We start from the raw sequence: 21,562 nt of genomic DNA on the forward strand, positions 1-21,562 counted from the left end.
ACGACATGACATATTTAATTAGTTCATAAATTATTTTCTCCACCCCTGAACTATAGGATAACGTCTTCCGTATCCGAAAGCTTTTGTAGATATCCTTAAAACGGGAGGAGCTTGTTTGCGTTTAAATTCATTCAAGTCGACCATTCTCAATACTTTATAGACCGTATCGTAATCGTTAATTTCTTCGTTGATTTCATTAATTTCTTTTTGCTCTTCAAGATACAATTGCAATATTCGGTCAAGAATTTCATAAGGAGGCAAAGTATCCTGGTCTTTTTGATCGGGTCTTAGTTCGGCTGAAGGGGCTTTTGTAATAATTTCTTCGGGAATAATTTCCCCGTTTCTGTTAATATATTTTGCAAGTTTATACACCTGAGTTTTATAAACGTCTCCTATCACTTCGAGAGCTCCGCACATATCGCCGTAAAGAGTTGAATATCCCACAGCCAATTCGGATTTGTTTCCCGTAGTGCATAGCAGATATCCGAATTTATTTGCGACCGCCATTAAATAGACGCCTCTGATTCTCGCCTGTATATTTTCCTCCGTAACGTCGCGAGGTTTTCCTTTAAACACAACATCGAGCATTTCCAGAATTTTATCGTACACAGGCTGAATCGAAATTATATTGTGTGAGATGCCCAAATTTTCGATTAGTTTCAAAGAATCGTCAATACTTCCGCGACTCGAATATTGCGACGGCATAAGCACAACGTGAACATTTTCTTTTCCGAAAGCCTGAACGGCAATAAACGTTACCATTGCCGAGTCGATTCCTCCGCTTAATCCGACCAGCGCTTTACGAAAACCGGTTTTTCTTCCGTAGTCTCGCAATCCCATAACAAGGGCATCGAGCGCTTCTTTTTCAAATGAAGATTCAATATTGACAACCTCTTCGTAATTTGCCGATGTGTCGTAAATAAAATAATCTTCTTCATAAGCTTTTCCCATCATGCATAATCGACCTTTATCGTCGAAACACATGCTTGCCCCGTCGAAAATCAAGTCGGTCTGAGCCCCTACGCAACATACATAAACCAATGGAATTCTGTCGTTCTTAGTCAGCAGGTTTAACATATCGTATCTTTGTTTTCTTTTACCGTAAGAATACGGACTTGCGGAGATATTAATAAGCAGACTCGCTCCCAAATCGACCTGTCGCTGAACCGGATCGATTTCGTACCTTCTTTTTTTCCAATAGTCGGCGTCGTTCCAGATATCCTCGCATACCGAAATGCCGAGTATCTCTCCTTTGAAATGATGCACCTGAATTTTTTTTGCAGGTTCAAAATACCTTACTTCGTCGAAGACGTCGTAATTGGGAATTAACGATTTACTCTGGACGAACTGAATTTTACCGTCGTAACAAAGCAATGCGGAATTATAAACTCCCGTGCCCACAACTTCCTGATAATCTTCCGTTATAGAGCCGAAAATCAATCCTGCATCTTCTGTTTTATCTGCTATATCATTAGCGCATTGCGATACGGCTTTTCGAAATTCTTCTTTTTCGACAAGGTCGAGCGGCGGATAGCCGGGAAGAAACAGCTCGGGGAAAATTACAAGGTCGGCGCCGTCTTCTTTTGCTTTTTTATACCCTCTGATTATTTTTTCTTTATTGCCCTCTAAATCTCCTATAATCGGATTAGCCTGAAAAACAGCAATTTTCATAATGTCATCTTTTTTGTTGTACTAAAATTAGTAACTCTCGGATATAATTCAAACTTTTGTTGAATTCGATCGTCTTAATAATCGAAATTAGCCAAAAGGAGGTTGTCATGCGGAAACAATTATATCGCTCCAGAAAACATCGCATCTTCGGAGGAGTAGCCGGAGGTTTGGCTGAATATTTCGACCTCGACCCCGTTTTGATGCGAGTAATTTTCGTTATCGTCGCGCTGATTAGCGGACTAGGTTTTCTTCTTTATATAATACTCTGGATTGTAATACCGGAAGAGCCTTTCGAAATGGCATACAACATAAACGAAGACGACATAGGAGCAGAATTTAATCAGGAAATCTATCCTCAAACTTCCGGCAAAGGGAGAACCATTCTGGGAATAATTCTGATTGCCGTCGGTGTTTTGCTCCTTGCGGAACAGTATATTGCAGCTTTCGATTTTGAAGATTTACTTCCGATATCGCTCGTAATAATCGGAATATTTTTAATTTGGAATTCCACGCGTAAATAGACGAGGTGAATTATGAAAAGCGGACAATTATTTTGGGGTTTCTTTTTCCTTACAATCGGCGCTCTGATTTTTGCGTACAAATACGATTGGATCCACTCCAGCTATGATTTTATCTGGAATATCTGGCCTTTAATTTTCGTCTTCTGGGGAGGGCTAATAATTTTCAGGGATACTTTCATTCGCCATGTCATTAATCTTCTGTTCGGTATTTTTATGGCTCTGCTCATATTCGGATTTGTTATGAATATTTTCAACGGTTGCGAGACTTATTCTCATGATATTAATGATTATACCGAATACATGCATGACGAACTGCCCTCGGTTAATTACGCCAAACTGAATTTCAAATCCGGCGCGGGCTATTTTGAAATTGATAATTTTACCGATAGATTTTATGAAACAGAAGCCCAAGGCGAATTTGCAGACTATATCATTGATTCTTATACGGATGACTCAACGGCTTATCTCGATGTCGAACTTGCCGGGGATCATGATATAGAACTTGACGGGGGCAAGTTGAAAAACACTCTCAAGCTTCATCTAAACGATAAGCCTGTGTGGGACTTCGACATGAATTTCGGAGCTGCGAAAGCGCGATTTGATCTAAAGAATTTCAAGATCCGCAATCTAAGCATAAAAACGGGAGCCTCCGACGTTATAGTAAAACTGGGAGATAAATACGATTCAACTTTGATGGACGTTGAAATGGGCGCGGCAAAACTTACTATTTATGTGCCCGAAAATGTTGCCTGCAGCATGAAAAGCGATTTATTTCTCGTCGCTCGTGATCTGGAAGGGCTTGAAAAAGTAAAACCGGGATACTATAAATCTCCCGATTATGACACTGCCGACAAAAAAATCGACATTTTCATTAAAGGAGGAATTTCTTCAATTAACCTTATAAGATATTGAGCTTATAAATTATCTTTCGGATGCCAAAAATATTTTGACATAATTACACAATTGTCATCGTCGAATTCTACGCCTTCGGATCGGAGTAAATTCTCCATCAGATCAGGGTCGCCGAAATGGATTTTACCAGTCAGAGCTCCGAATCTGTTGACAACTCTGTGGCAAGGCAGCGACGAATCTTTTGCGCTGTTCAAAGCCCATCCCACCGTCCTTGCCGACGATTTTATTCCGCATGTTTCCGCGATCGCTCCGTAGGTAGTTACCTTGCCTTTCGGAATTTTAGCTACTATACTGTAAACCTTATCGAAAAAATCTTTACGCTTTTTCACATGAATTATTATTCGCCGATAATTTTTATTATGACTCTTTTACGCCTTTGCCCGTCGAATTCCGCATAGTAGACCTGCTGCCAGGGTCCGAAGTCGAGTCGTCCTTCGGTAACCGGAATAATAACTTCATGATGAATAATCAAACTTTTCAAATGAGCGTCGCCGTTATCTTCGCCTGTGCGATGATGCCTGTAATCGGGATTATACGGAGCCAGTTTTTCGAGCCATTCGTCTATATCCTGAATCAAACCGCTTTCGGCGTCGTTGACATAAACGCCTGCCGTAATATGCATCGCCGATACAAGCGCCATCCCTTCTTTGATGCCGCTTTTGGCAAGCGCTTTTTCTACTTCGGGAGTAATGTTGATATATTCTCTGCGTTTGGCGGTATTGAACCAGAGATATTCAGTGTAGCTTTTCATTTTTTATTCCCGCTTTATTACTATAAATTTTCAGTCGACTTTGCCAGTCGTTCCGCAAGACTGACTAATATTTTTTTTGCAATATCGGGATAAAGTTTAATAATATCGTCTATTTGCCCCTCAACGGATAATAGTTTTGAATCCTCCAGCGCGACTATCGAAGCCGTGCGTTCTTTCTTGAGTATCAGACTCATCTCTCCGACTATGGCGCCTTCTTTATCGAATTCGGCTACTTTTTTGCCTCCCTTGAATATTCCTATTTTACCGTCAACAAGAATAAAAAGTCCTCTTGCTTTTTCGCCCTCGGCAGCAATCGTTTCGCCTTTCAAATATTTTTTTAATTTCGACATTAATTCTGCGAAAACATTAATAAATATTGTTTAATAAATTCATTAATCTCTCCGTCCATTACAGCTTGAGTATCCGAAGTTTCGTAGCCTGTCCGGTGGTCTTTGACCAGATTGTACGGATGAAAAACATAAGAGCGGATTTGACTTCCCCATTCGATTTTCATTTTATTCTTTTCAATCTCGTTCATTTCCGCCTGCTGTTTTTCTAGTTCCAATTGATACAGCTTGGACTTCAACAATTTCATAGCATTGGTTTTATTCTGCAGCTGCGACCTTTCGGACTGGCATGCCGCGACTACTCCTGTGGGAATGTGTGTAATTCTTACGGCTGTTTCAACTTTATTTACATTTTGTCCGCCTTTGCCGCCCGACCGGTACGTATCTATACGCAAATCGGCTGGATTAATTTCAATATCGATCGAATCGTCGACTTCGGGAATAACAAATACAGATGCAAAAGAAGTATGCCTTCTCTTATTTGCATCGAAAGGAGAAATTCTTACAAGCCGGTGGACGCCGGTTTCCGCTTTAAGATATCCGTAGGCGTAAGGTCCTTCCACTTCGATTGTAACGCTTTTAATACCTGCTCCGTCGCCTTCGAGATAATCTATAATCGACATTTTATATCCGTTTTGTTCTCCCCATCTCATATACATACGCATTAACATTTCAGCCCAATCCTGAGCTTCGGTACCGCCCGCTCCGGAATGAATTGTAAGAATACAGTTTTTGTCGTCGTCTTTTCCGCTCAGCATACTCTTCAGTTCAAGCTCGCCGTATAGTTTTTCTGCCTCTGCAAGTTCTTTATCAATTTCGGATATAAAGGAGTCGTCTTCTTCGGCTATTACCAATTCTATAAATTCTTCAATATGGTCGATCTTTTCTTTCAATTCATTCCACATATCGACCCAGTTTTGTAAGGATTTACTTTTCTGTAATAAGGATTGCGCTTTTTTCTGATCGTTCCAGAAATCCTGGGCTTCGCTCAGTTTCCGGATTTCATCTATTTCTTTTTCTTTCTCTTCTAATTTAAAGATACCCCCTTAGATTTTCTGTCTTTTCTTTCAAATCCCTGATTTGTCGCAGTTGTTCGTCAACCATTATTTCTCCCTATATTTATTCGCAAATTTAATCAACTTAAATTACAGAATGAAATTCACATTAAATTTTTGATAAGATATAATTTATGTAGCCGTTAATGTCTTCGTTTTTTTCTACTTTCAGCCACTCAATTCTTTCGTCTTTTCTAAACCAGGTCATTTGTCTTTTGGCGTACCGTCTTGTATTTCTTTTTATAAGATCGATTGCTTCTTCGAGCTTTAACTTACCTTTCAGGTAATTAATTATTTCTTTATAGCCGACGGTATTTAATGAATTAAGTTCTTCGTTGTATCCCATACTCAGTATATTTTCTACTTCGTTTATCAGACCCAGCTCCATCATGACGTCCACACGTTTTTCAATATTTTCATATAATGCTTTTCGATCCCATAACAATCCGAATTGGAGGAAATCGAAATCGATTTTTCTTACATATTCTTTTTGGAGTTCGACGATCGATTTTCCCGTCAAATGATAAACTTCCAAAGCTCTCATGACTCTTTTCCAATTCTGAGGCAGCATGGCGCGCGCGCTCAAAGGGTCAATCTTTTCGAGCATTTCGTATAGATACTCATTGCCGAAGTTTTCTTTCATCTCCTTTAGATAAGCTCTGTACTCTTCATCCGTATCGGCAGTATCAAAAATGCCGTCGACTATTGCCTTTATGTATAATCCGGACCCGCCTGCGACAATCGGCGTTTTACTTTCGCGAATCAAATTCGAAATTATTTGCAGACTTTCCTTTTCGTATCTGCTTACATTGTAATCGCTGTCGGGTTCAAGATAATCGATAAAATGATGTTTAATAGACTTTAATTCTTCTTCAGAAGGTTTGGCGGTGCCTATATTGAGATATTTGTATATTTGTCTGCTGTCGGCTGAAATTATTTCCGTATTCAGAACTTCCGCTAATTTCAAACTTAATTTGGTTTTACCGGAGCAAGTCGGTCCGACAATTAAAATTACTTTTCCCGCCATCCCTCTTTACCAATTAAAGGCACAAAAGCAAAATAGGGAATTTCCTGAATTTCGAATTTGTCTTCCGAGATCTTGTTGAGAACTTTAAGAACCTGAGAGGTTCTGTCGCCAACGGGTATTACCAGTTTCCCGCCCACTTTTAATTGCTTCTTAAGATTTGATGGAACCGACGGGCTGCCTGCAGTTACGATTATACGGTCATAAGGCGAATACTCTTCCCAGCCGAGAGTGCCGTCGCTGCAGCGCGCAGCAATTTTAAGATTCAATTCGTCAAAAATTTTCAGAGCTCTGTTATAAAGATTGTGATTTCTCTCAATTGTAAAGACTCGAGCTCCTAAATAATTTAATATTGCAGCCTGATAACCGGAACCCGTTCCGATCTCAAGAATTTTCTGACCTGGTTGAACATCGAGAGTTTGAGTCATAATGGCAACAGTGTAAGGTTGAGATATTGTTTGACCGTAACCGATCGGCAGAGCCACATCATTATAAGCATGGGGCGCTACTATTTCCGGCACAAACCGGTGTCTTTCGACATTCAAGATTGCCTCGAGTACTTTTTCGTCTTTAATTCCTTTTTTCTTTAAATTTTCTACTAATTCTTTTCTCTCTTCTTCGTACATTACCGTAAATAATTTTTTTGGACTACAAAAATAAGATAAAAAATAGATACATATGGAATTCTTTATCTCGTGGGAAATTATTTTCGGCGCTCTAATCATAATGCTGATGCGCATTTGCGATGTCACTTTAGGCACTTTAAGAACAATGCTTGTCGTTCAGGCAAAAAAATATCATGCCGCTGTTACAGGCTTTTTCGAAGTATTGATCTGGATTTTTGCAATGAGATATATCGTAGCTCATATGGACAATACAGTAAACTTAATCGGGTACGCAGCCGGTTTTGCCCTCGGCAACATTATGGGCGTCACACTTGAAGAAAAAATTGCCGTAGGATACGTTCAGATTAATATCATTTCTCTGCATTATACGGATAAGATTGCCGATGCGTTAAGGAAAGCCAAATTCGGAGTTACTATTTTACCGGCGGAAGGTAGTTCCGGAGGCGTATCGATATTAATTGCAATAATAAAAAGAAAGCACTTAAAACAGGTCATGAAAATAGTCGAGTCGGTCGACCATCACGCTTTCATTACAATACAACACTCTCGCCCTTTCAGGGGATATATGCATGGTCCCAGAGTTTAAAAAACTATTGCGTGATATTAAATAGAGTATTATATTTAGGCACTAAATTTTAATGGACTTGTTCTTTATACATTGAGAAAAGCAAAAACAAGAGTTCCGGACAAAAAATTGCACTCTTATATTTTAAATTATGCGGGAATAGCTCAGTTGGTAGAGCGCAACCTTGCCAAGGTTGATGTCGCGGGTTCGAGTCCCGTTTCCCGCTCAAGCGAATCCCGATTCCATCGGGATTTCTTTTTTCTACGGAACTTATTAACATGACGGTCTAAAGAGAGGAATTTTAGTTATTCCTTAAACACATTTGACCGCTGAAAAATAGTTCTTCAAATATTTTTTAACTGGCGGTGTAGCCAAGTGGTCTAAGGCGAAGGTCTGCAACCCGCCTTAGGCGGGCGAATCCGACCGATTTACAAATGTTCTTAAAAAAGTTTTTTTCATTGGCGGCGTAGCCAAGTGGTCTAAGGCGAAGGTCTGCAACCCGCCTTAGGCGGGCGAATCCGACCGATTTACAAATGTTCTTAAAAAAATTTTTTTCATTGGCGGCGTAGCCAAGTGGTCTAAGGCGAAGGTCTGCAACCCGCCTTAGGCGGGCGAATCCGACCGATTTACAATTGTTCTTAAAAAAATTTTTTTCATTGGCGGCGTAGCCAAGTGGTCTAAGGCGAAGGTCTGCAACCCGCCTTAGGCGGGCGAATCCGACCGATTTACAATTGTTCTTAAAAAAGTTTTTTTTCATTGGCGGCGTAGCCAAGTGGTCTAAGGCGAAGGTCTGCAACCCGCCTTAGGCGGGCGAATCCGACCGATTTACAATTGTTCTTAAAAAAGTTTTTTTTATTGGCGGCGTAGCCAAGTGGTCTAAGGCGAAGGTCTGCAAAACCTTTATTCGTCGGTTCGAATCCGACCGCCGCCTCTGCATTTTTTTGTTTTACTATGTTTTACGTCTATGTATTAAGAAGTCTGAAAGACAACAAAAGATACATTGGGCTTACTGCAAATATTACACGCCGTTTCAGAGAACACCAAGAGGGATTAGTCAAGTCAACACGCAACCGTAGACCCTTCGAATTAATTTACTTTGAATCCTTCGAAAATAAATCCGATGCCTTAAAAAGAGAGAAATTCTTCAAAACAGGTAAAGGTAGAGAATTTCTGAATTCACTTTCACAATCAGTAAAAATTATTCTTAAATACCTTTGTTTTTTATTCTGAAGCATAATTACCCGCATTCAAATAAATAGTAGAGCTGTTAATTTTTTTACTCCTGAAATAAAGTTATTTTTGTATTACAAGATTTTTTAGATTTTATGAATACCGATAAAGATAAAGAGTATATTTTAAGATGCTTTGAATTAGCGCGCAAAGGACTGGGCAAAGTCGAGCCCAATCCAATGGTTGGCTGCGTAATTGTTAAAGGGGATAAGATTTTATCCGAAGGTTATCACGAATATTTTGGCGGAGCGCATGCGGAAGCCAATGCTATTAATAATGCCGGAGAAACTCTTGAAGGTTCCACTCTCTATTGCAATCTCGAACCGTGCTGTCATACAAATAAAAAGACTCCGCCCTGCGTGCCATTAATAATAAATAACAAAATAAAAAAAGTTGTAATATCGTCTGTAGATCCCAATCCTCAAGTATACGGCAAAGGTATCGAACAACTGCGTGAAGCCGGTATTGAAGTAATAGTTGGAATTCTGGATGATGAATCCAAAAAACTGAATAAAAATTATTTTGAAAGTTTTAATAATGTTTAGCGGAATAGTAGAAGAAATAGGAAAAATCGAGAGAGCCGACAGAATCGAAAACGGAATTCAGTTCTCAATCAGCGGTGAAAAAATATTCGAGGATTTAAAATTGGGAGATTCCGTGGCTGTAGACGGAGTATGCCTAACTGTTACATCTTTCAACAATAATATATTCAAAGTAGACGCTGTAGGAGAAACTTTGCTAAAAACGACTCTCCATAATTATAACGTTGGCGATTTTGTAAATTTAGAGCGTGCAATAAAATATAACGAAAGAATCGGCGGACATTTAGTACAGGGGCATGTTAACAGTACTGGTAAAATTAAAGGTATAATTCCCAAAGGAGAAAATTATTTACTGGAAATTTCGTATCCTTCTCAGTTGAAAAAATATTTTATCGAGGAAGGTTCTATAGCAGTTAACGGCGTAAGTTTAACAATCGCCAGATTATACGACGGATATCTTGTTATTTCGGTTATACCTTATACATGGGAACATACAACGCTGAAATATAAAAAGGCTGGCGATATGGTTAATATCGAAGTTGACTTAATTGCCAAGTATGTGGAAAAATTACTTAATTCAAAAGAAGAGTCAAATCTTTCAACGGATAAATTAAAAAAGATGGGTTATTAAAAGATGTCCAAAGAAAATAAGTTCAGTACAATCGAGTATGCGATCGAGAAATTCAAAAAAGGCGAGATGGTAATAGTAGTTGACGATGCTGATCGCGAAAACGAAGGCGATATTATTATGGCTGCCGAATTTGCGACGCCCGAAGCCGTTAATTTCATCACCCGCGAGGCTAGGGGAATTTTATGCGTTGCTGTAACTCCCGAAAGAGCCGATCAGCTTGGGCTCGACTTAATGGTAAAATACAATACCTCCCCGCATCAAACTCCCTTTACAATATCCATCGATTATCGATACGGTACGACAACAGGTACGTCAGCTTTCGACCGAGCGAAAACAATTAAAGCAATTGCAGATAAAAATGCAGGGGCAGACGATTTCGTGCGCCCGGGTCATGTATTCCCTCTGGTAGCTAAGCCGGGAGGCGTTTTAAAAAGAGCCGGACATACCGAAGCAGCCGTCGACCTTGCCAATCTCGCAGGGCTTTTCCCTGCGGGTGTTTTGTGCGAAATTCTTGACAGCGACGGCACAATGTGCCGGGGCGAAAGATTAACCGAATTTGCTCAGATGCATAACCTGCCCGTAATTTCAATAGCGGATCTAATTGAATACCGCAGGAAACGAGAAAAGTTAATCAAAAAAATTGTGACTGTTGATTTACCGTCTAAACACGGCAATTTCAAGCTTCATTTATACGAAAGCACAATCGAACCGCACGAAAATGCGCTTGCTCTGGTTAAAGGAGATATCTCTGACGGCAATCCCGTTTTAGTTAGAGTTCATTCCGAATGCCTGACAGGCGACGTATTCGGTTCTTTAAGATGCGACTGCGGCGATCAACTTGCTACAGCTCTCGATATGATAGAAAAAGAAGGTCGAGGCGTTTTGCTGTACATGAAGCAAGAAGGCAGAGGAATCGGATTGGTCAACAAGTTGTTGGCTTATTCGCTTCAGGAAAAAGGAAAAGATACGGTAGAAGCAAACGAGGAACTCGGATTCAAAGCAGACCTCAGGGACTATGGAATGGGAGCTCAAATTTTAAAAGACCTCGGAATTACAAAAATCAGATTACTCACTAATAATCCGAAAAAAATTATCGGACTAAAAGGTTACGACCTCGAAATAGTAGAACGTGTGCCTATTGAAATACCCGCAAATGAAGTAAATAAAAAGTACCTTAAAACTAAAGCGGAAAAATTGGGTCATATAATAAAAAATTTATAATCAGGAGGAAGCATGGTTAAAACTACCGAAGGATTGCTAAATGCGGAAGGCAAGAAATTTGCGATTGTCGTTTCTCGCTTTAACGAACTGGTATCTAAACAATTATTAAACGGCGCTCTCGATTGTCTGATCCGTCATAAAGCCGATGAATCGAACATACAAGTATACTGGGTGCCGGGCTCATTCGAAATACCCTTAACCGCTCAGAAATTGGCTCAATCAAAAAAATATGACGCTGTAATTTGCCTTGGCGCGGTTATCAGAGGAGGAACTCCTCACTTCGAATATGTAGCATCCGAAGTTTCAAAAGGGATCGCCAATGTTTCTTTAAACAGCGGACTGCCCGTAATATTCGGTATTATTACGGCTGATTCGATGGAACAAGCCCTCGAAAGAGCAGGCGTTAAAGCGGGCAATAAAGGATGGGACGCTGCGTTGTCTGCAATTGAAATGGCAGACCTGTTTGGAAAAATTTAATTTATTCCTAATTCTTCTTTAAGAAATTTTCCCGTTATGCTCTCTTCAACATTTGCAATTTCTTCCGGCGTTCCGGCGGCAATGATATTTCCGCCGGCTTCTCCCCCGCCGGGACCCAAATCGATTATATAATCCGCAACTTTAATGACATCCAGATTGTGTTCTATTACAATTACCGTATTGCCCTTTTCGACAAGTTGATTTAATACGTTTAATAGTATTCTAACGTCTTCAAAATGGAGACCGGTAGTCGGTTCGTCAAGAACGTAAACCGTTTTGCCGGTTGCAACTTTGCTCAATTCCGTAGCTAATTTTACGCGCTGCGCTTCGCCGCCGGACAAAGTAGTAGCCTGCTGCCCCAAACGAATATATCCCAGTCCTACGTCGTAAAGAGCTTTAATTTTTCTGTGAAGCACGTGCAGGTCTTCGAAAAAGTGAAGGGCTTCTTCGACCGTCATATCCAGCACATCCGATATCGATTTTGTTTTGTAAAGGATTTCAAGCGTTTCCCTGTTATATCTTCTTCCGTTACAGGCTTCGCAAATTACGTATACATCGGGCAAAAAGTTCATCTCGATTTTTTTAACGCCGTCGCCGCCGCATTCTTCGCACCTGCCGCCTTTTACATTGAAGCTGAAACGACCGGCTTTATAACCGCGCACCTTAGATTCGGGCAGCTGGGCGAATAAATCCCTGATATGAGTAAATATTCCGGTATATGTAGCCGGATTAGATCGCGGCGTTCTGCCGATCGGAGCTTGGTCAATTTCGATAATCTTATCTATATGCTCTAACCCTTTAATTTCCTTATAGGGCAAAGGCGCTACTTTCGAGTCGTATATATACTTATAGAGAACACGAACCAGTGTTTCGTTAATTAACGTCGATTTGCCCGAACCGCTTACACCTGTTATCAAAGTTAATGTGCCGAGAGGTATTTTAAGATTGACATTTTTTAAATTATTTCCCGACGCTCCTAATAATTCCAAAAATTTACCGTTCCCTTTTCTTCTCTTTTCAGGCGTTTCAATTTTTTTCTTATTTTTAATATAATCGAGCGTGATTGAATTAAATCCGTTATCTCTTTGAATCAATTCCTTCGTTTTCCCCAGAACGCAAACTTTACCGCCGTATTCTCCCGCTTTTGGGCCTAAGTCGACAATGAAATCGGAATTTTCGATGGTTTGTTTGTCATGTTCTACAACTATTACAGTATTTCCCAGATCGCGCAGATTTTTTAAGGATTCAATAAGTTTTACGTTATCCGACTGGTGCAATCCGATACTCGGCTCGTCGAGCACGTAAAGGACGCCGGAGAGTTGTGAACCGATTTGTGTGGCAAGTCGTATTCTTTGCGATTCGCCTCCCGAAAGAGTTCTGGCGGAACGTCCGAGAGTTAAATAACTCAAGCCCACATTCAACAAAAATTGCAATCGCGATTTAATTTCTCTTAGAATCTGCTTTGCGATTATTTCTTCTCTTTCGGATAGTTTCAAGTTATTGAAGAATTCGAGAGCTTTGTCGATTGAAAGATTAGTAACTTCCGCTATATTCAAATTTCCTACCTTAACCGACAAAGCTTCTTTCTTAAGTCTTCCTCCGTTGCATGCAGAACAAGCAAGGGTGCTCATATAAGCTTCAGCCCACTGACGAATTTTATTCGACGAAGTGTTTTCGTAATAATGTTTTATATAATTTATCACTCCGCCGAATTTATGCATATAAGTTACTTCTTTGTCTCCGGCGTAAGTATAAGTAAACGGAATTTTTTCTTTAGTTCCGTTTAATAATACATCAAGTTGTGTTTTATTCAAGTCCTTCAGCGGAGTATCGAAGTCGAATCCGTATTGTTTTGCCACGCTTTCGAGCTGTTTAAAAAACCAGATTGATCTCGGCTTTCCCAACGGCGCTATTCCCTCCTGGTTGATGGTTTTATTCCAATCGGGAATTATCAGATTAATGTCGAGTTCTTTTTTCTCGCCCAGGCCGTCGCATTCGGGGCAGGAGCCGTAAGGCGAATTAAAAGAAAATGAATTCGGCGCAAGTTCTTGAAATCCGATTCCGCAGTGAGCGCAGGCAAAATCCCTGCTGTACCAATGATCGTTTTCCCCGTCGTTAATAATTACGCTTCCGTTGCCGTAATTTAATGCTACTTCGATCGATTGACGAATCCGGTATTTGGAGGACTGGTTTACTTTCAGCCGATCGATAACTATCTCGATATCGTGGGTTTTGTATCTGTCCACTTTGAAATTATCGATTAATTCGCGCACAGTTCCGTCAACGCGAACCCTTAAAAAGCCGTCTCTGAGAATTTCATTAAACAATTCTCTGTAATGTCCTTTCCTGCCGTGAACAACCGGAGCCAAAATTTGAATTTTCTTTTCGTCGAATTCAGTCAGTATTATGTCAATAATTTGATCGGACGATTGTTTTTCGACCGGTCTGCCGCAATTATAACAATATACTTTTCCGACTCTTGCATAGAGCAACCTGAGATAATCGTAAATCTCAGTAATTGTGCCTACAGTCGAACGGGGATTGCTCGCAGTTGTCTTCTGTTCAATCGATATCGAAGGGCTTAATCCTTCTATCAAGTCAACGTCGGGCTTTTCCAGCAGAGTTAAAAATTGACGCGCGTAGGTCGATAACGATTCGATATATCGCCGTTGACCTTCGGCGTAAATTGTGTCGAATGCAAGCGTGGACTTACCCGACCCCGACAAACCGGTAATTACAGTAAGAGTGTCGCGCGGAATTTCCAGGTCGATATTTTTCAGATTATGCTCCCGCGCTCCTTTTATGATAATTTTATTATGTTCTTCCATTTCAATAAATTTGTTCAAGTTCAATCTCTTATTTTATATAATAAACTGACTAAAATCAATTTATTTTTCCGGTAGCCCATGACTACTATAAAAACATTGCTCAAAGAGTGTCAATATAAATTCCGTGAAAAAGGTTCCCTCTTTATAAGTCAGGGTTTCCCCGTTTCTACAGTAGAATCGGCGGAAGAAATATTGGAGCAAGTCAGAAAAAAATATTTTGACGCTACTCACAATTGTTATGCTTTTAAAACTGCCGACGGAAATTTCAGGTATTCGGACGACGGGGAGCCCAACGGCACTGCCGGAATCAGAATATTCAATGCGATTAATCACTTTGATTTGACGAATTTAATCGTCGTTGTAACCCGGTATTTCGGCGGAGTAAAATTGGGAGTAGGACCGCTTGGGAAGGCATATTATCACGCCTCCTTCGAACTGCTCAAAAACGCCGGTATTAAAGAGTTGACTCTTTATTATCGTACTTCCTTAAAATACGATTATAAGCATTCCAGTTCTGTTCACCATTTCTTATCTAAATACGAGGCGCATATTGAAGACAATTTGTTCACTTCAGAACCAGAAATCGTGTTTGCAGTACCCGCCGCAAATTACGAGCTGCTGAAAACCGACCTCGAGACCCATTTCCCTCCTCAAAGCAACGGAAAACGACCGTTGGAATTGTCCGAAAAAACCGAAAAAATTTTCAAATAAATTTTATATATCATGTCCGAAAATATTGACAAATACAGACTAAATAACTAATTTTAATTAAGATATTAATCTCTTTTTAATAATCTTAGAGAGGACTTCAGTATGATCTACACGAAAACAGGAGAATATGCAATAAGAGCAATCTTATTTTTAGCGCGCCAGCCCAAAGACAGACTTGTAATGTCGTCAGAGATTGCAAAAAGCGAAGATATTCCATCTCATTATCTTGCAAAAATACTCCAGCGAATGGCTAAATACGGATATGTCGACTCGTATAAAGGAAGAGGCGGCGGTTTTAGAATTACCGAACTGGCAAAGAAAAGTTCAATTCTTGAAATCGTGGAAAGAGTAGAAGGACCCGTCATCAATTTAAAATGCGTTACCGGTCTGAAAGAATGTTCCGAAGAAAATCCGTGTCCGCTGCACGACGAATGGGAAGAATTGAGAAACAGAATTTATAATTTGATATCGAGCAAGTCGGTTCAGGAAGTAGCCGAAAAATATGCCGAGACCCTCAGCAAAAGCAGCAATAACCAACAATAATTTGGATGGAAGGGTTGTAATTAATCTTCAACCCTTCTTCACTTACCGTATTTCATATCGTTAAAATAAAGTTTCAGGAAACTCAAATCCTCGCAGAGAAATTTAAGATTATTCATCGATTCATGAGTAAGTTGTAAGTATTTTTCTTCGAAAATAGTTCGTAAAAAATCGGTAGCCTCCGACAGTATATTAGTCAGTAATTCCCTGATTTTTATTACCGTATCCAGGTACTCTTTCTCGATTGTCCGTAAATAATCGTTTTCAAGACGTTCGTCTTTTTTTTGGATTATATTAATGATTCCCTTTGAAAATTTGGCATGAAACGATAGTTCTTCGAGCTGTTCCATTTTCCCTGATTGAATTGACAATTCAGTCAGTCTGTAGATATCTTCTTTAAAATGAAGCTTGCCTTTTGACAAATCTTCCACATAATTGCAAATTTTTTCGGCTTCCAACTTAGGGTCTCTCATTTTATTTTAACTCCCAGCCCAATTCCGTCTCCCACCGGTAAAATCGTGGCATTTAACGCAGGATGCTCCAGAAAAAGTCGATTGAATTCCCTGATTATTCGCGTAGACTTTTTATAAGACGACGGAACCCTTGTGGCTGCGGTATACCCGTGCCATAACAAATTGTCGATAAATATAATACCGCCTTTTTTAAGGAGCATTAACGAATAGTAAAAAAGTTTTTCGTAGTCTTCTTTGTCAGCGTCGAGAAAGATTAAATTATATTTTTTTTGTAATGACGGCATTACGGACAATGCGTCGCCTTCTATGATTTGTATTTTATCCGACAAACCCGACCGTTCGATAAATTCTGCTGCAAGAGCAATATTGTCTTTACTCTTTTCAATTGTCTCGATAATCCCTTTTTTTCTGATTACCTTTGCCATCCGTATGGTTGAATAACCGATAGCCATACCGATTTCGAGCGTTCTCTTCGGGCGTGAAATTAAAATTAATTGTTCCAACAATTCAGCAGCTTTCCAGTCGAGTATCGGAATTTTGTTTTTAACGGCAAACTCTTCCATTTCAGCTATAAGAGGGTCGTCAACTCTACGTAAAGTTTTAAGATAGTCCGTCTGTATCTTATTTATTATATCCGGCATAATTACCTCATCAAAACAATTTTAATGACTTTTTGTTTACCGTTTACCTGAAGTCTGCAGAAATATAATCCGCTCGCTGCATTCAGGTTATTGTTACTTATTCCGTTCCATTTGAATTTATGCCATCCTTCATAAAGTTCGCCGCTATAGAGAGTAAAAATTCTTTGCCCCAATAAATTGTAAATGGACAAATCAATATTTGCGGCTTCCGTTAGGGCGAATTCAATATTCGTTTCAGCGTTAAAAGGATTGGGATAATTCTGAAGCAACGTGAATTCATCCGGCAGCGTTCTTTCTTCAAAGCTCAGATTATAACCCACGTTCAACTTACCGTATTGAATTTTATAATAAGCTGACGAAGGAACGCGTATTTGTTGTCCGTTTGCTTCATATGTATAATAAAACGAGAGAACTTCTCCGTCGGATAAAAACGGTAACTGAAACTGATAAACATTCTTTTCGTTTTTGGTTAATTTATAAACGGAAAAATTCATATTGTCAGTAGAATAATGTATTTCGGGATTTGAAATCTCATAATCGAGCGTATCGAAAAAAGTTTTATTGAGGATATATGAATTGCTTATACGGTTAAGGTTAGGGAAATTTACGGCTCTCAAAGCGGAAATTAATCCCCACCCTCTTTCGTTATTAGGAGAAGAGGCATTATCGCCCGATTCGAGCATAATGTGCCGAATTTGAGCGTTAGTCAGATGCGGATAGAATGATTTCAGCAAAGCCGCTATTCCCGCCGTAATCGGCGCAGAAAAAGATGTGCCGTTACCGGTAAAATAGCCGCTCGAGGTTGCATAGCTCACGCCTGAGCCCATCGCAACAAGTTCGGGTTTAATACGCCCGTCGGCAGTAGGGCCTCTGCTGCTGAATCCCGCCACTCTGTTACTGTCGTCGACCGCTCCTACGGCTATAACATTAAAAGCGTCCGCCGGGCTTACGATTTTTCCGTATAAATTATCTCCGAATTCGGCTCCCCAGCTTGTAGCTCCTTCATTGCCCGCGGAAGTGAAAGTAGCCACTCCGAATTCAAAAGCTTTATTTAAGGCGCGGGCTACTATTGTTGTTTCGCCGTTCATATCTTCAAAAAGATAGGAAGATTCCGGTTTGTCGAAAATATTGTATCCGAGAGAACTGCTAATAATAAACGCTCCGTTTGCTTCGAGCCATTCTACTCCGGCTGCGTAATTGTCTTCTTCCAGATGAGTTTCAGACGGAACATACTCGGTTTTTGCCAATAAATAAGAAGCTTCGTATGCCGGACCGATTTGATTGCCCGGGTCGTAACCCGCTATTATTGACAATACCGCCGTGCCGTGTCTGTCCTGATTCGAGGCGTCTCCTTTGGACGGCTCGTTTTCGGTTATATTGTCGTTCTGTATAAAATCCCTCTCTGCAAGCACATCCACGTATTTCAGTGAGGGATTGTCCTTGTAACGAAAACCCGTGTCCAGCAATCCGACGACGACGCCTTTTCCGGTTATACCCAGATCGTGCAGGTATGGTATGTGAGAAAGCAGGTTTTGCTTCAAAGAGTAACCGTAATCTTCATTGAACTGCGATTTGGCGATTGCTTTGCCGCTCAATTGTTTGTCCTGAACGGGATAACTGAACTTATACGATTTAACTTTTCGTATCGAGTCGACAAAATCCAAAGCTTTTATCTCCTCGAGCATACCCTCGTTCATATAACAAGAGACTGCATTAAACCATTTCAGTTGATGAACGATTTTAACGCCCATGCTCTCGAGCTTATTCACATAACTGGAATCCGGGGGTAAGTCTTCGTAACGCAGAAAATCATTCTCGCCGAAAATTCTTTTTCGCCTTTCGATTGTTTGAGAGCTCAACAAAGAGCTAATTTCTTCCCTGCTAATTTTATTGAGAGCGGCTCTGTTTCCTTTATCTTTGAAAAAAACAAAATATTTCGACTGGGCTGTTAAACCGGCGTTTAGTAAGAGTAATATTAAAGATATAAGAATTAATCTCATTTATACATCAGTGGACTAATTTTGCAATCCTGTTAACGCGCACGGAACCCAGTAATTTAAAGAAATCGGTAAAAGGTATTGATGGATCCCACGACCAATAAATCATAAACGCCTCGCCGATAACTTTATCCCGCGGTACAAATCCCCAAAATCGGCTGTCGGCGCTGTCGTCGCGGTTGTCTCCGAGCATAAAATAATAATCTTTTTTAATTGTGTATTCGGAAGTTTCTTTCCCGTCGATAAAAATCTTATCGCCTTCCACCGTAACGACTCTTCTGCCGAATTCCCTGTCGATTATTGTGCGCCATTGTTCAATATTCTCAACAGATAATTTAATCACGTCGCCTTTCTTGGGCACTACAACGGGTCCGTAATTGTCTTCATTGAAATTAGCTCCTTTGGGGAAAATTCTAGGATTGGCGACTCCTTTCGGCGTTACATAAGGATTTATGTATTGAATGTGAGGAGGTATCCAGGCTTCTTCTCCGTTAATGAATACGACTTTATCTATTATCTCAATTGTGTCGCCCGGAAGACCTATGCATCTTTTCACGTAATTGCTTATTACTGCAGGACGTAATTCGTCTCTGTCGCCGGGATATTCGAATACGACTATATCATACCTTTCGGGTTCCGAAAGAGCCGGTAATTGAAAATACGGCAATGTGATATTCGTAAGCGGAATTGTCCGCGGAGAAGTAGCTCCGTATATAAATTTATTTACAAACAAGAAATCGCCGATGAGAATGGTCTTTTCCATAGAGCCTGTCGGGACTCTCGATGTTTCGATAAAAAATGTTTTGATTAAAAGAGCGGCAATTGCGGCATATAATAAATTCTTGAACTGATCGTAAATTTTTTGAAATGTAGTTTTGACCGGTATGTCGGATTTTTTGTTTTTCTTTTCCATATTGTTCCATTTAGTATTAGTCTTCTATCTGCAATACAGCCAGAAATGCTTCCTGCGGAATTTCCACATTCCCGACCTGTTTCATTCTTTTTTTACCTTCTTTTTGTTTCTCGAGCAATTTTCTCTTTCGTGTAATATCTCCTCCGTAGCACTTAGCCAATACATTTTTTCTGAGGGCTTTAATATTTGTTCTCGAAATAACCTTGTTGCCTATAGCAGCCTGAACGGCAATTTCGAACATGTGACGGGGAATCAATTCTTTCAGTTTCGAACAGACTTTTTGTCCCCACGTGTAAGCTTTCTTTTCGTGCACAATAACCGAAAGAGCGTCCACTTTTTCTCCGTTTAAGAGAATGTCGAGTTTGACCAAGTCGGATTCTCTGTAACCGATAAATTCATAGTCGAACGAAGCATATCCACGCGAAATCGATTTTAATTTATCATAAAAGTCAAAAATAATTTCCGACAGGGGAAATTCGAACGCCATATCCGCCCTTGTCGGGTCAATATAAGTAGTGTTTATATATACACCTCTTTTTTCAATTGCAAGCTGCATTAAGTTCCCGATATATTCGCTTGGAGTGACAATTTGCGCTTTAACAAACGGCTCTTCGACTCGCTCGATTTCGCCCTGAGGAGGCATATCCGCAGGATTGTCTACAATAATCTTTTCTCCGTTTTTCTTGAAAACCCAGTATTCGACGTTGGGCAAAGTAGTAACTATCGACTGTCCGAATTCTCTTTCGAGTCTTTCCTGAACAATTTCCATGTGAAGCATACCGAGGAAACCGCAACGGAAACCGAAACCGAGCGCGGCTGAAGTTTCGGGCGTAAAGGTTAACGAAGAATCGTTCAGTTTATATTTTTCGAGCGCGTCTCTCAAATCCTCGTAATCGTCTGAATTAGTCGGATAAAGACCGCTGTAGACCATCGGTTTAATTTCTTTGTAGCCGGGCAGCGGCTTTTCAGCTCCATTGCGTACATGGGTAACCGTATCGCCTACTTTTGTATCCTGCAGTTCTTTAACATTTGCAATTAAATAACCCACATTCCCGGCTTCCAATTTCCCGGTTCTTATACGGCTTAACCGGAGAATTCCGATTTCCTCTGCAAGATATTTTTTTCCGCTTGCAAAAAACCTTATTTCGTCTTTTTCGTTTATAACCCCGTTTACAACTCTAATATATGCGATCGCTCCTCGGTAAGAATCGAAAATCGAGTCAAAAATAAGAGCTTGCAACGGAGCGTCCGGATCGCCCTGAGGAGCTGGGATTCTTGCAACAATCGCTTCGAGTATTTCTTTAATACCCACACGCGTCTTTGCGCTGGCTAATATAATCTCGTCTTCTTTGCAGCCGATTAAATCGATAATCTGCTTTTTAACCTGGTCGACCATTGCGCTGGGCAAATCGATCTTATTGATTACCGGAATTATTTCCAAACCGGCGTCAATTGCCATATATAAATTAGAAATAGTTTGAGCTTCGACGCCCTGCGCAGCGTCAACAACCAAAACGGCTCCTTCGCAAGCAGCCAGCGAACGGGATACTTCGTAAGAAAAATCGACGTGTCCCGGCGTATCAATCAAATTTAGAATATAATTATTGCCGTCGCCGGCTTTATAGTTCATTTGAATGGCGTGGGATTTAATTGTAATTCCCCTTTCACGCTCCAGATCGAGACTGTCGAGCAACTGTTCTTTTGCTTCCCTTTCCGAAATTGTATGCGTGTATTCGAGCAATCCGTCGGCTATCGTCGATTTGCCGTGGTCTATGTGAGCGATAATACAGAAATTACGTATGTTTTTCATGCCTAAATTATTATAATTCGGTGCTAAATATATGAATAAGCGGCTCTATTTACAATTTGCGCGCTCATTCGGCACA

24 protein-coding genes and 2 tRNA genes are annotated in these 21,562 nt (G+C 40.3%); 12 read left to right on the top strand and 14 right to left on the bottom strand.

Annotated features, from left to right (window positions below; all coding sequences use genetic code 11):
- Nucleotides 1–30 precede the first annotated feature (30 nt).
- The gene (locus ACSSWA_RS01710) at nucleotides 31–1,671 is read right to left on the bottom strand and encodes an NAD+ synthase (RefSeq protein WP_437354863.1); all 1,641 of its coding nucleotides are present in this window, start codon (nucleotides 1,669–1,671) and stop codon (nucleotides 31–33) included.
- 107 nt (nucleotides 1,672–1,778) lie between these two features.
- On the opposite strand from ACSSWA_RS01710, the gene ACSSWA_RS01715 reads away from it, so the two are divergent.
- Together ACSSWA_RS01715 and ACSSWA_RS01720 are read left to right on the top strand one after the other, a co-directional pair.
- Complete coding sequence (locus ACSSWA_RS01715; protein WP_437354864.1) at nucleotides 1,779–2,192, top strand: PspC domain-containing protein; 414 nt, start codon at nucleotides 1,779–1,781, stop codon at nucleotides 2,190–2,192.
- Between the two features lie 12 nt (nucleotides 2,193–2,204).
- Nucleotides 2,205–3,104 carry a hypothetical protein gene (locus tag ACSSWA_RS01720; RefSeq protein WP_437354865.1) on the top strand — a complete coding sequence of 300 codons (900 nt, stop codon included), beginning with the start codon at nucleotides 2,205–2,207 and terminating at the stop codon, nucleotides 3,102–3,104.
- Between the two features lie 2 nt (nucleotides 3,105–3,106).
- Here ACSSWA_RS01720 and ACSSWA_RS01725 read toward each other — a convergent pair whose 3' ends face one another.
- From ACSSWA_RS01725 to ACSSWA_RS01750, 6 genes are all read right to left on the bottom strand, one after another.
- Nucleotides 3,107–3,433 carry an MGMT family protein gene (locus ACSSWA_RS01725; RefSeq protein WP_437354866.1) on the bottom strand — a complete coding sequence of 109 codons (327 nt, stop codon included), beginning with the start codon at nucleotides 3,431–3,433 and terminating at the stop codon, nucleotides 3,107–3,109.
- 8 nt (nucleotides 3,434–3,441) lie between these two features.
- A complete protein-coding gene (locus tag ACSSWA_RS01730) occupies nucleotides 3,442–3,855 on the bottom strand; it encodes a secondary thiamine-phosphate synthase enzyme YjbQ (protein WP_437354867.1) in 414 nt (137 codons plus the stop codon).
- Nucleotides 3,856–3,875: 20 nt separating this feature from the next.
- The gene (locus tag ACSSWA_RS01735) at nucleotides 3,876–4,205 is read right to left on the bottom strand and encodes a Crp/Fnr family transcriptional regulator (protein ID WP_437354868.1); all 330 of its coding nucleotides are present in this window, start codon (nucleotides 4,203–4,205) and stop codon (nucleotides 3,876–3,878) included.
- A protein-coding gene (gene prfB, locus ACSSWA_RS01740) for a peptide chain release factor 2 (protein ID WP_437354869.1) occupies nucleotides 4,205–5,306 on the bottom strand; the annotation gives its coding sequence in 2 pieces (ribosomal slippage) (nucleotides 4,205–5,248 and nucleotides 5,250–5,306; 1,101 coding nt in all). Before prfB ends, ACSSWA_RS01735 begins: the two co-directional genes overlap by 1 nt.
- Nucleotides 5,307–5,366: 60 nt before the next feature.
- Nucleotides 5,367–6,284 (bottom strand): tRNA (adenosine(37)-N6)-dimethylallyltransferase MiaA, encoded by a 918-nt coding sequence (gene miaA, locus ACSSWA_RS01745; protein ID WP_437354870.1) that lies wholly within the window; start codon nucleotides 6,282–6,284, stop codon nucleotides 5,367–5,369.
- Entirely contained in the window at nucleotides 6,269–6,907 is a 639-nt protein-coding gene (locus ACSSWA_RS01750; RefSeq protein WP_437354871.1) for a protein-L-isoaspartate(D-aspartate) O-methyltransferase, read from the bottom strand. The genes miaA and ACSSWA_RS01750 overlap by 16 nt, the downstream gene beginning before the upstream one ends.
- A 52-nt stretch (nucleotides 6,908–6,959) precedes the next feature.
- Between ACSSWA_RS01750 and ACSSWA_RS01755 the strand changes: the two genes are divergently transcribed.
- Nucleotides 6,960–7,493 carry a DUF2179 domain-containing protein gene (locus ACSSWA_RS01755; protein ID WP_437354872.1) on the top strand — a complete coding sequence of 178 codons (534 nt, stop codon included), beginning with the start codon at nucleotides 6,960–6,962 and terminating at the stop codon, nucleotides 7,491–7,493.
- 132 nt (nucleotides 7,494–7,625) lie between these two features.
- Nucleotides 7,626–7,698: transfer RNA gene (locus ACSSWA_RS01760), tRNA-Gly, on the top strand.
- Between the two features lie 129 nt (nucleotides 7,699–7,827).
- Here the strand turns inward: ACSSWA_RS01760 and ACSSWA_RS01765 are convergent.
- The gene (locus ACSSWA_RS01765) at nucleotides 7,828–8,229 is read right to left on the bottom strand and encodes a hypothetical protein (RefSeq protein WP_437354873.1); all 402 of its coding nucleotides are present in this window, start codon (nucleotides 8,227–8,229) and stop codon (nucleotides 7,828–7,830) included.
- A gap of 100 nt (nucleotides 8,230–8,329) precedes the next feature.
- Between ACSSWA_RS01765 and ACSSWA_RS01770 the strand changes: the two genes are divergently transcribed.
- The 6 genes from ACSSWA_RS01770 (at nucleotide 8,330) to ribH (ending at nucleotide 11,573) form a co-directional block, all read left to right on the top strand.
- Nucleotides 8,330–8,403: transfer RNA gene (locus tag ACSSWA_RS01770), tRNA-Cys, on the top strand.
- Between the two features lie 20 nt (nucleotides 8,404–8,423).
- Nucleotides 8,424–8,702, top strand: coding sequence for a GIY-YIG nuclease family protein (locus tag ACSSWA_RS01775; RefSeq protein WP_437354874.1), 279 nt, complete (start codon nucleotides 8,424–8,426; stop codon nucleotides 8,700–8,702).
- Between the two features lie 95 nt (nucleotides 8,703–8,797).
- On the top strand, nucleotides 8,798–9,247 hold the full coding sequence (ribD, locus tag ACSSWA_RS01780) for a bifunctional diaminohydroxyphosphoribosylaminopyrimidine deaminase/5-amino-6-(5-phosphoribosylamino)uracil reductase RibD (RefSeq protein WP_437354875.1): 450 nt from the start codon (nucleotides 8,798–8,800) through the stop codon (nucleotides 9,245–9,247).
- A complete protein-coding gene (locus ACSSWA_RS01785) occupies nucleotides 9,240–9,875 on the top strand; it encodes a riboflavin synthase (RefSeq protein WP_437354876.1) in 636 nt (211 codons plus the stop codon). Before ribD ends, ACSSWA_RS01785 begins: the two co-directional genes overlap by 8 nt.
- Before the next feature lie 3 nt (nucleotides 9,876–9,878).
- Entirely contained in the window at nucleotides 9,879–11,096 is a 1,218-nt protein-coding gene (locus ACSSWA_RS01790) for a bifunctional 3,4-dihydroxy-2-butanone-4-phosphate synthase/GTP cyclohydrolase II (protein ID WP_437354877.1), read from the top strand.
- 12 nt (nucleotides 11,097–11,108) lie between these two features.
- On the top strand, nucleotides 11,109–11,573 hold the full coding sequence (gene ribH, locus ACSSWA_RS01795; protein WP_437354878.1) for a 6,7-dimethyl-8-ribityllumazine synthase: 465 nt from the start codon (nucleotides 11,109–11,111) through the stop codon (nucleotides 11,571–11,573).
- On the opposite strand, the gene uvrA is transcribed toward ribH, so the two are convergent.
- On the bottom strand, nucleotides 11,570–14,401 hold the full coding sequence (gene uvrA / locus ACSSWA_RS01800) for an excinuclease ABC subunit UvrA (protein WP_437354975.1): 2,832 nt from the start codon (nucleotides 14,399–14,401) through the stop codon (nucleotides 11,570–11,572). The two genes, ribH and uvrA, sit on opposite strands and share 4 nt — an antisense overlap.
- A 78-nt stretch (nucleotides 14,402–14,479) precedes the next feature.
- Here uvrA and ACSSWA_RS01805 point away from each other — a divergent pair, with 78 nt between their 5' ends.
- A complete protein-coding gene (locus ACSSWA_RS01805) occupies nucleotides 14,480–15,112 on the top strand; it encodes an IMPACT family protein (RefSeq protein ID WP_437354879.1) in 633 nt (210 codons plus the stop codon).
- 102 nt (nucleotides 15,113–15,214) lie between these two features.
- Nucleotides 15,215–15,655: an RrF2 family transcriptional regulator gene (locus ACSSWA_RS01810; RefSeq protein WP_437354880.1), complete on the top strand. Its 441-nt coding sequence runs from the start codon at nucleotides 15,215–15,217 to the stop codon at nucleotides 15,653–15,655.
- A gap of 38 nt (nucleotides 15,656–15,693) precedes the next feature.
- On the opposite strand, the gene ACSSWA_RS01815 is transcribed toward ACSSWA_RS01810, so the two are convergent.
- Genes ACSSWA_RS01815 through lepA form a run of 5 tightly spaced genes read right to left on the bottom strand, consistent with a single transcriptional unit; the run spans nucleotide 15,694 to nucleotide 21,486 of the window.
- Nucleotides 15,694–16,125, bottom strand: a complete 432-nt coding sequence (locus ACSSWA_RS01815; RefSeq protein ID WP_437354881.1) for a hypothetical protein — start codon at nucleotides 16,123–16,125, stop codon at nucleotides 15,694–15,696.
- Entirely contained in the window at nucleotides 16,122–16,766 is a 645-nt protein-coding gene (locus ACSSWA_RS01820) for an O-methyltransferase (protein ID WP_437354882.1), read from the bottom strand. The genes ACSSWA_RS01815 and ACSSWA_RS01820 overlap by 4 nt, the downstream gene beginning before the upstream one ends.
- 2 nt (nucleotides 16,767–16,768) lie before the next feature.
- Nucleotides 16,769–18,766, bottom strand: a complete 1,998-nt coding sequence (locus ACSSWA_RS01825) for a S8 family peptidase (protein WP_437354883.1) — start codon at nucleotides 18,764–18,766, stop codon at nucleotides 16,769–16,771.
- Nucleotides 18,767–18,773: 7 nt separating this feature from the next.
- The gene (gene lepB / locus ACSSWA_RS01830; RefSeq protein ID WP_437354884.1) at nucleotides 18,774–19,676 is read right to left on the bottom strand and encodes a signal peptidase I; all 903 of its coding nucleotides are present in this window, start codon (nucleotides 19,674–19,676) and stop codon (nucleotides 18,774–18,776) included.
- Between the two features lie 16 nt (nucleotides 19,677–19,692).
- Nucleotides 19,693–21,486 carry a translation elongation factor 4 gene (gene lepA / locus ACSSWA_RS01835; protein WP_437354885.1) on the bottom strand — a complete coding sequence of 598 codons (1,794 nt, stop codon included), beginning with the start codon at nucleotides 21,484–21,486 and terminating at the stop codon, nucleotides 19,693–19,695.
- Nucleotides 21,487–21,562: the final 76 nt, after the last annotated feature.

Source organism: Melioribacter sp. Ez-97, from assembly GCF_051488665.1.
Taxonomy (GTDB): Bacteria; Bacteroidota; Ignavibacteria; order Ignavibacteriales; family Melioribacteraceae; genus Melioribacter.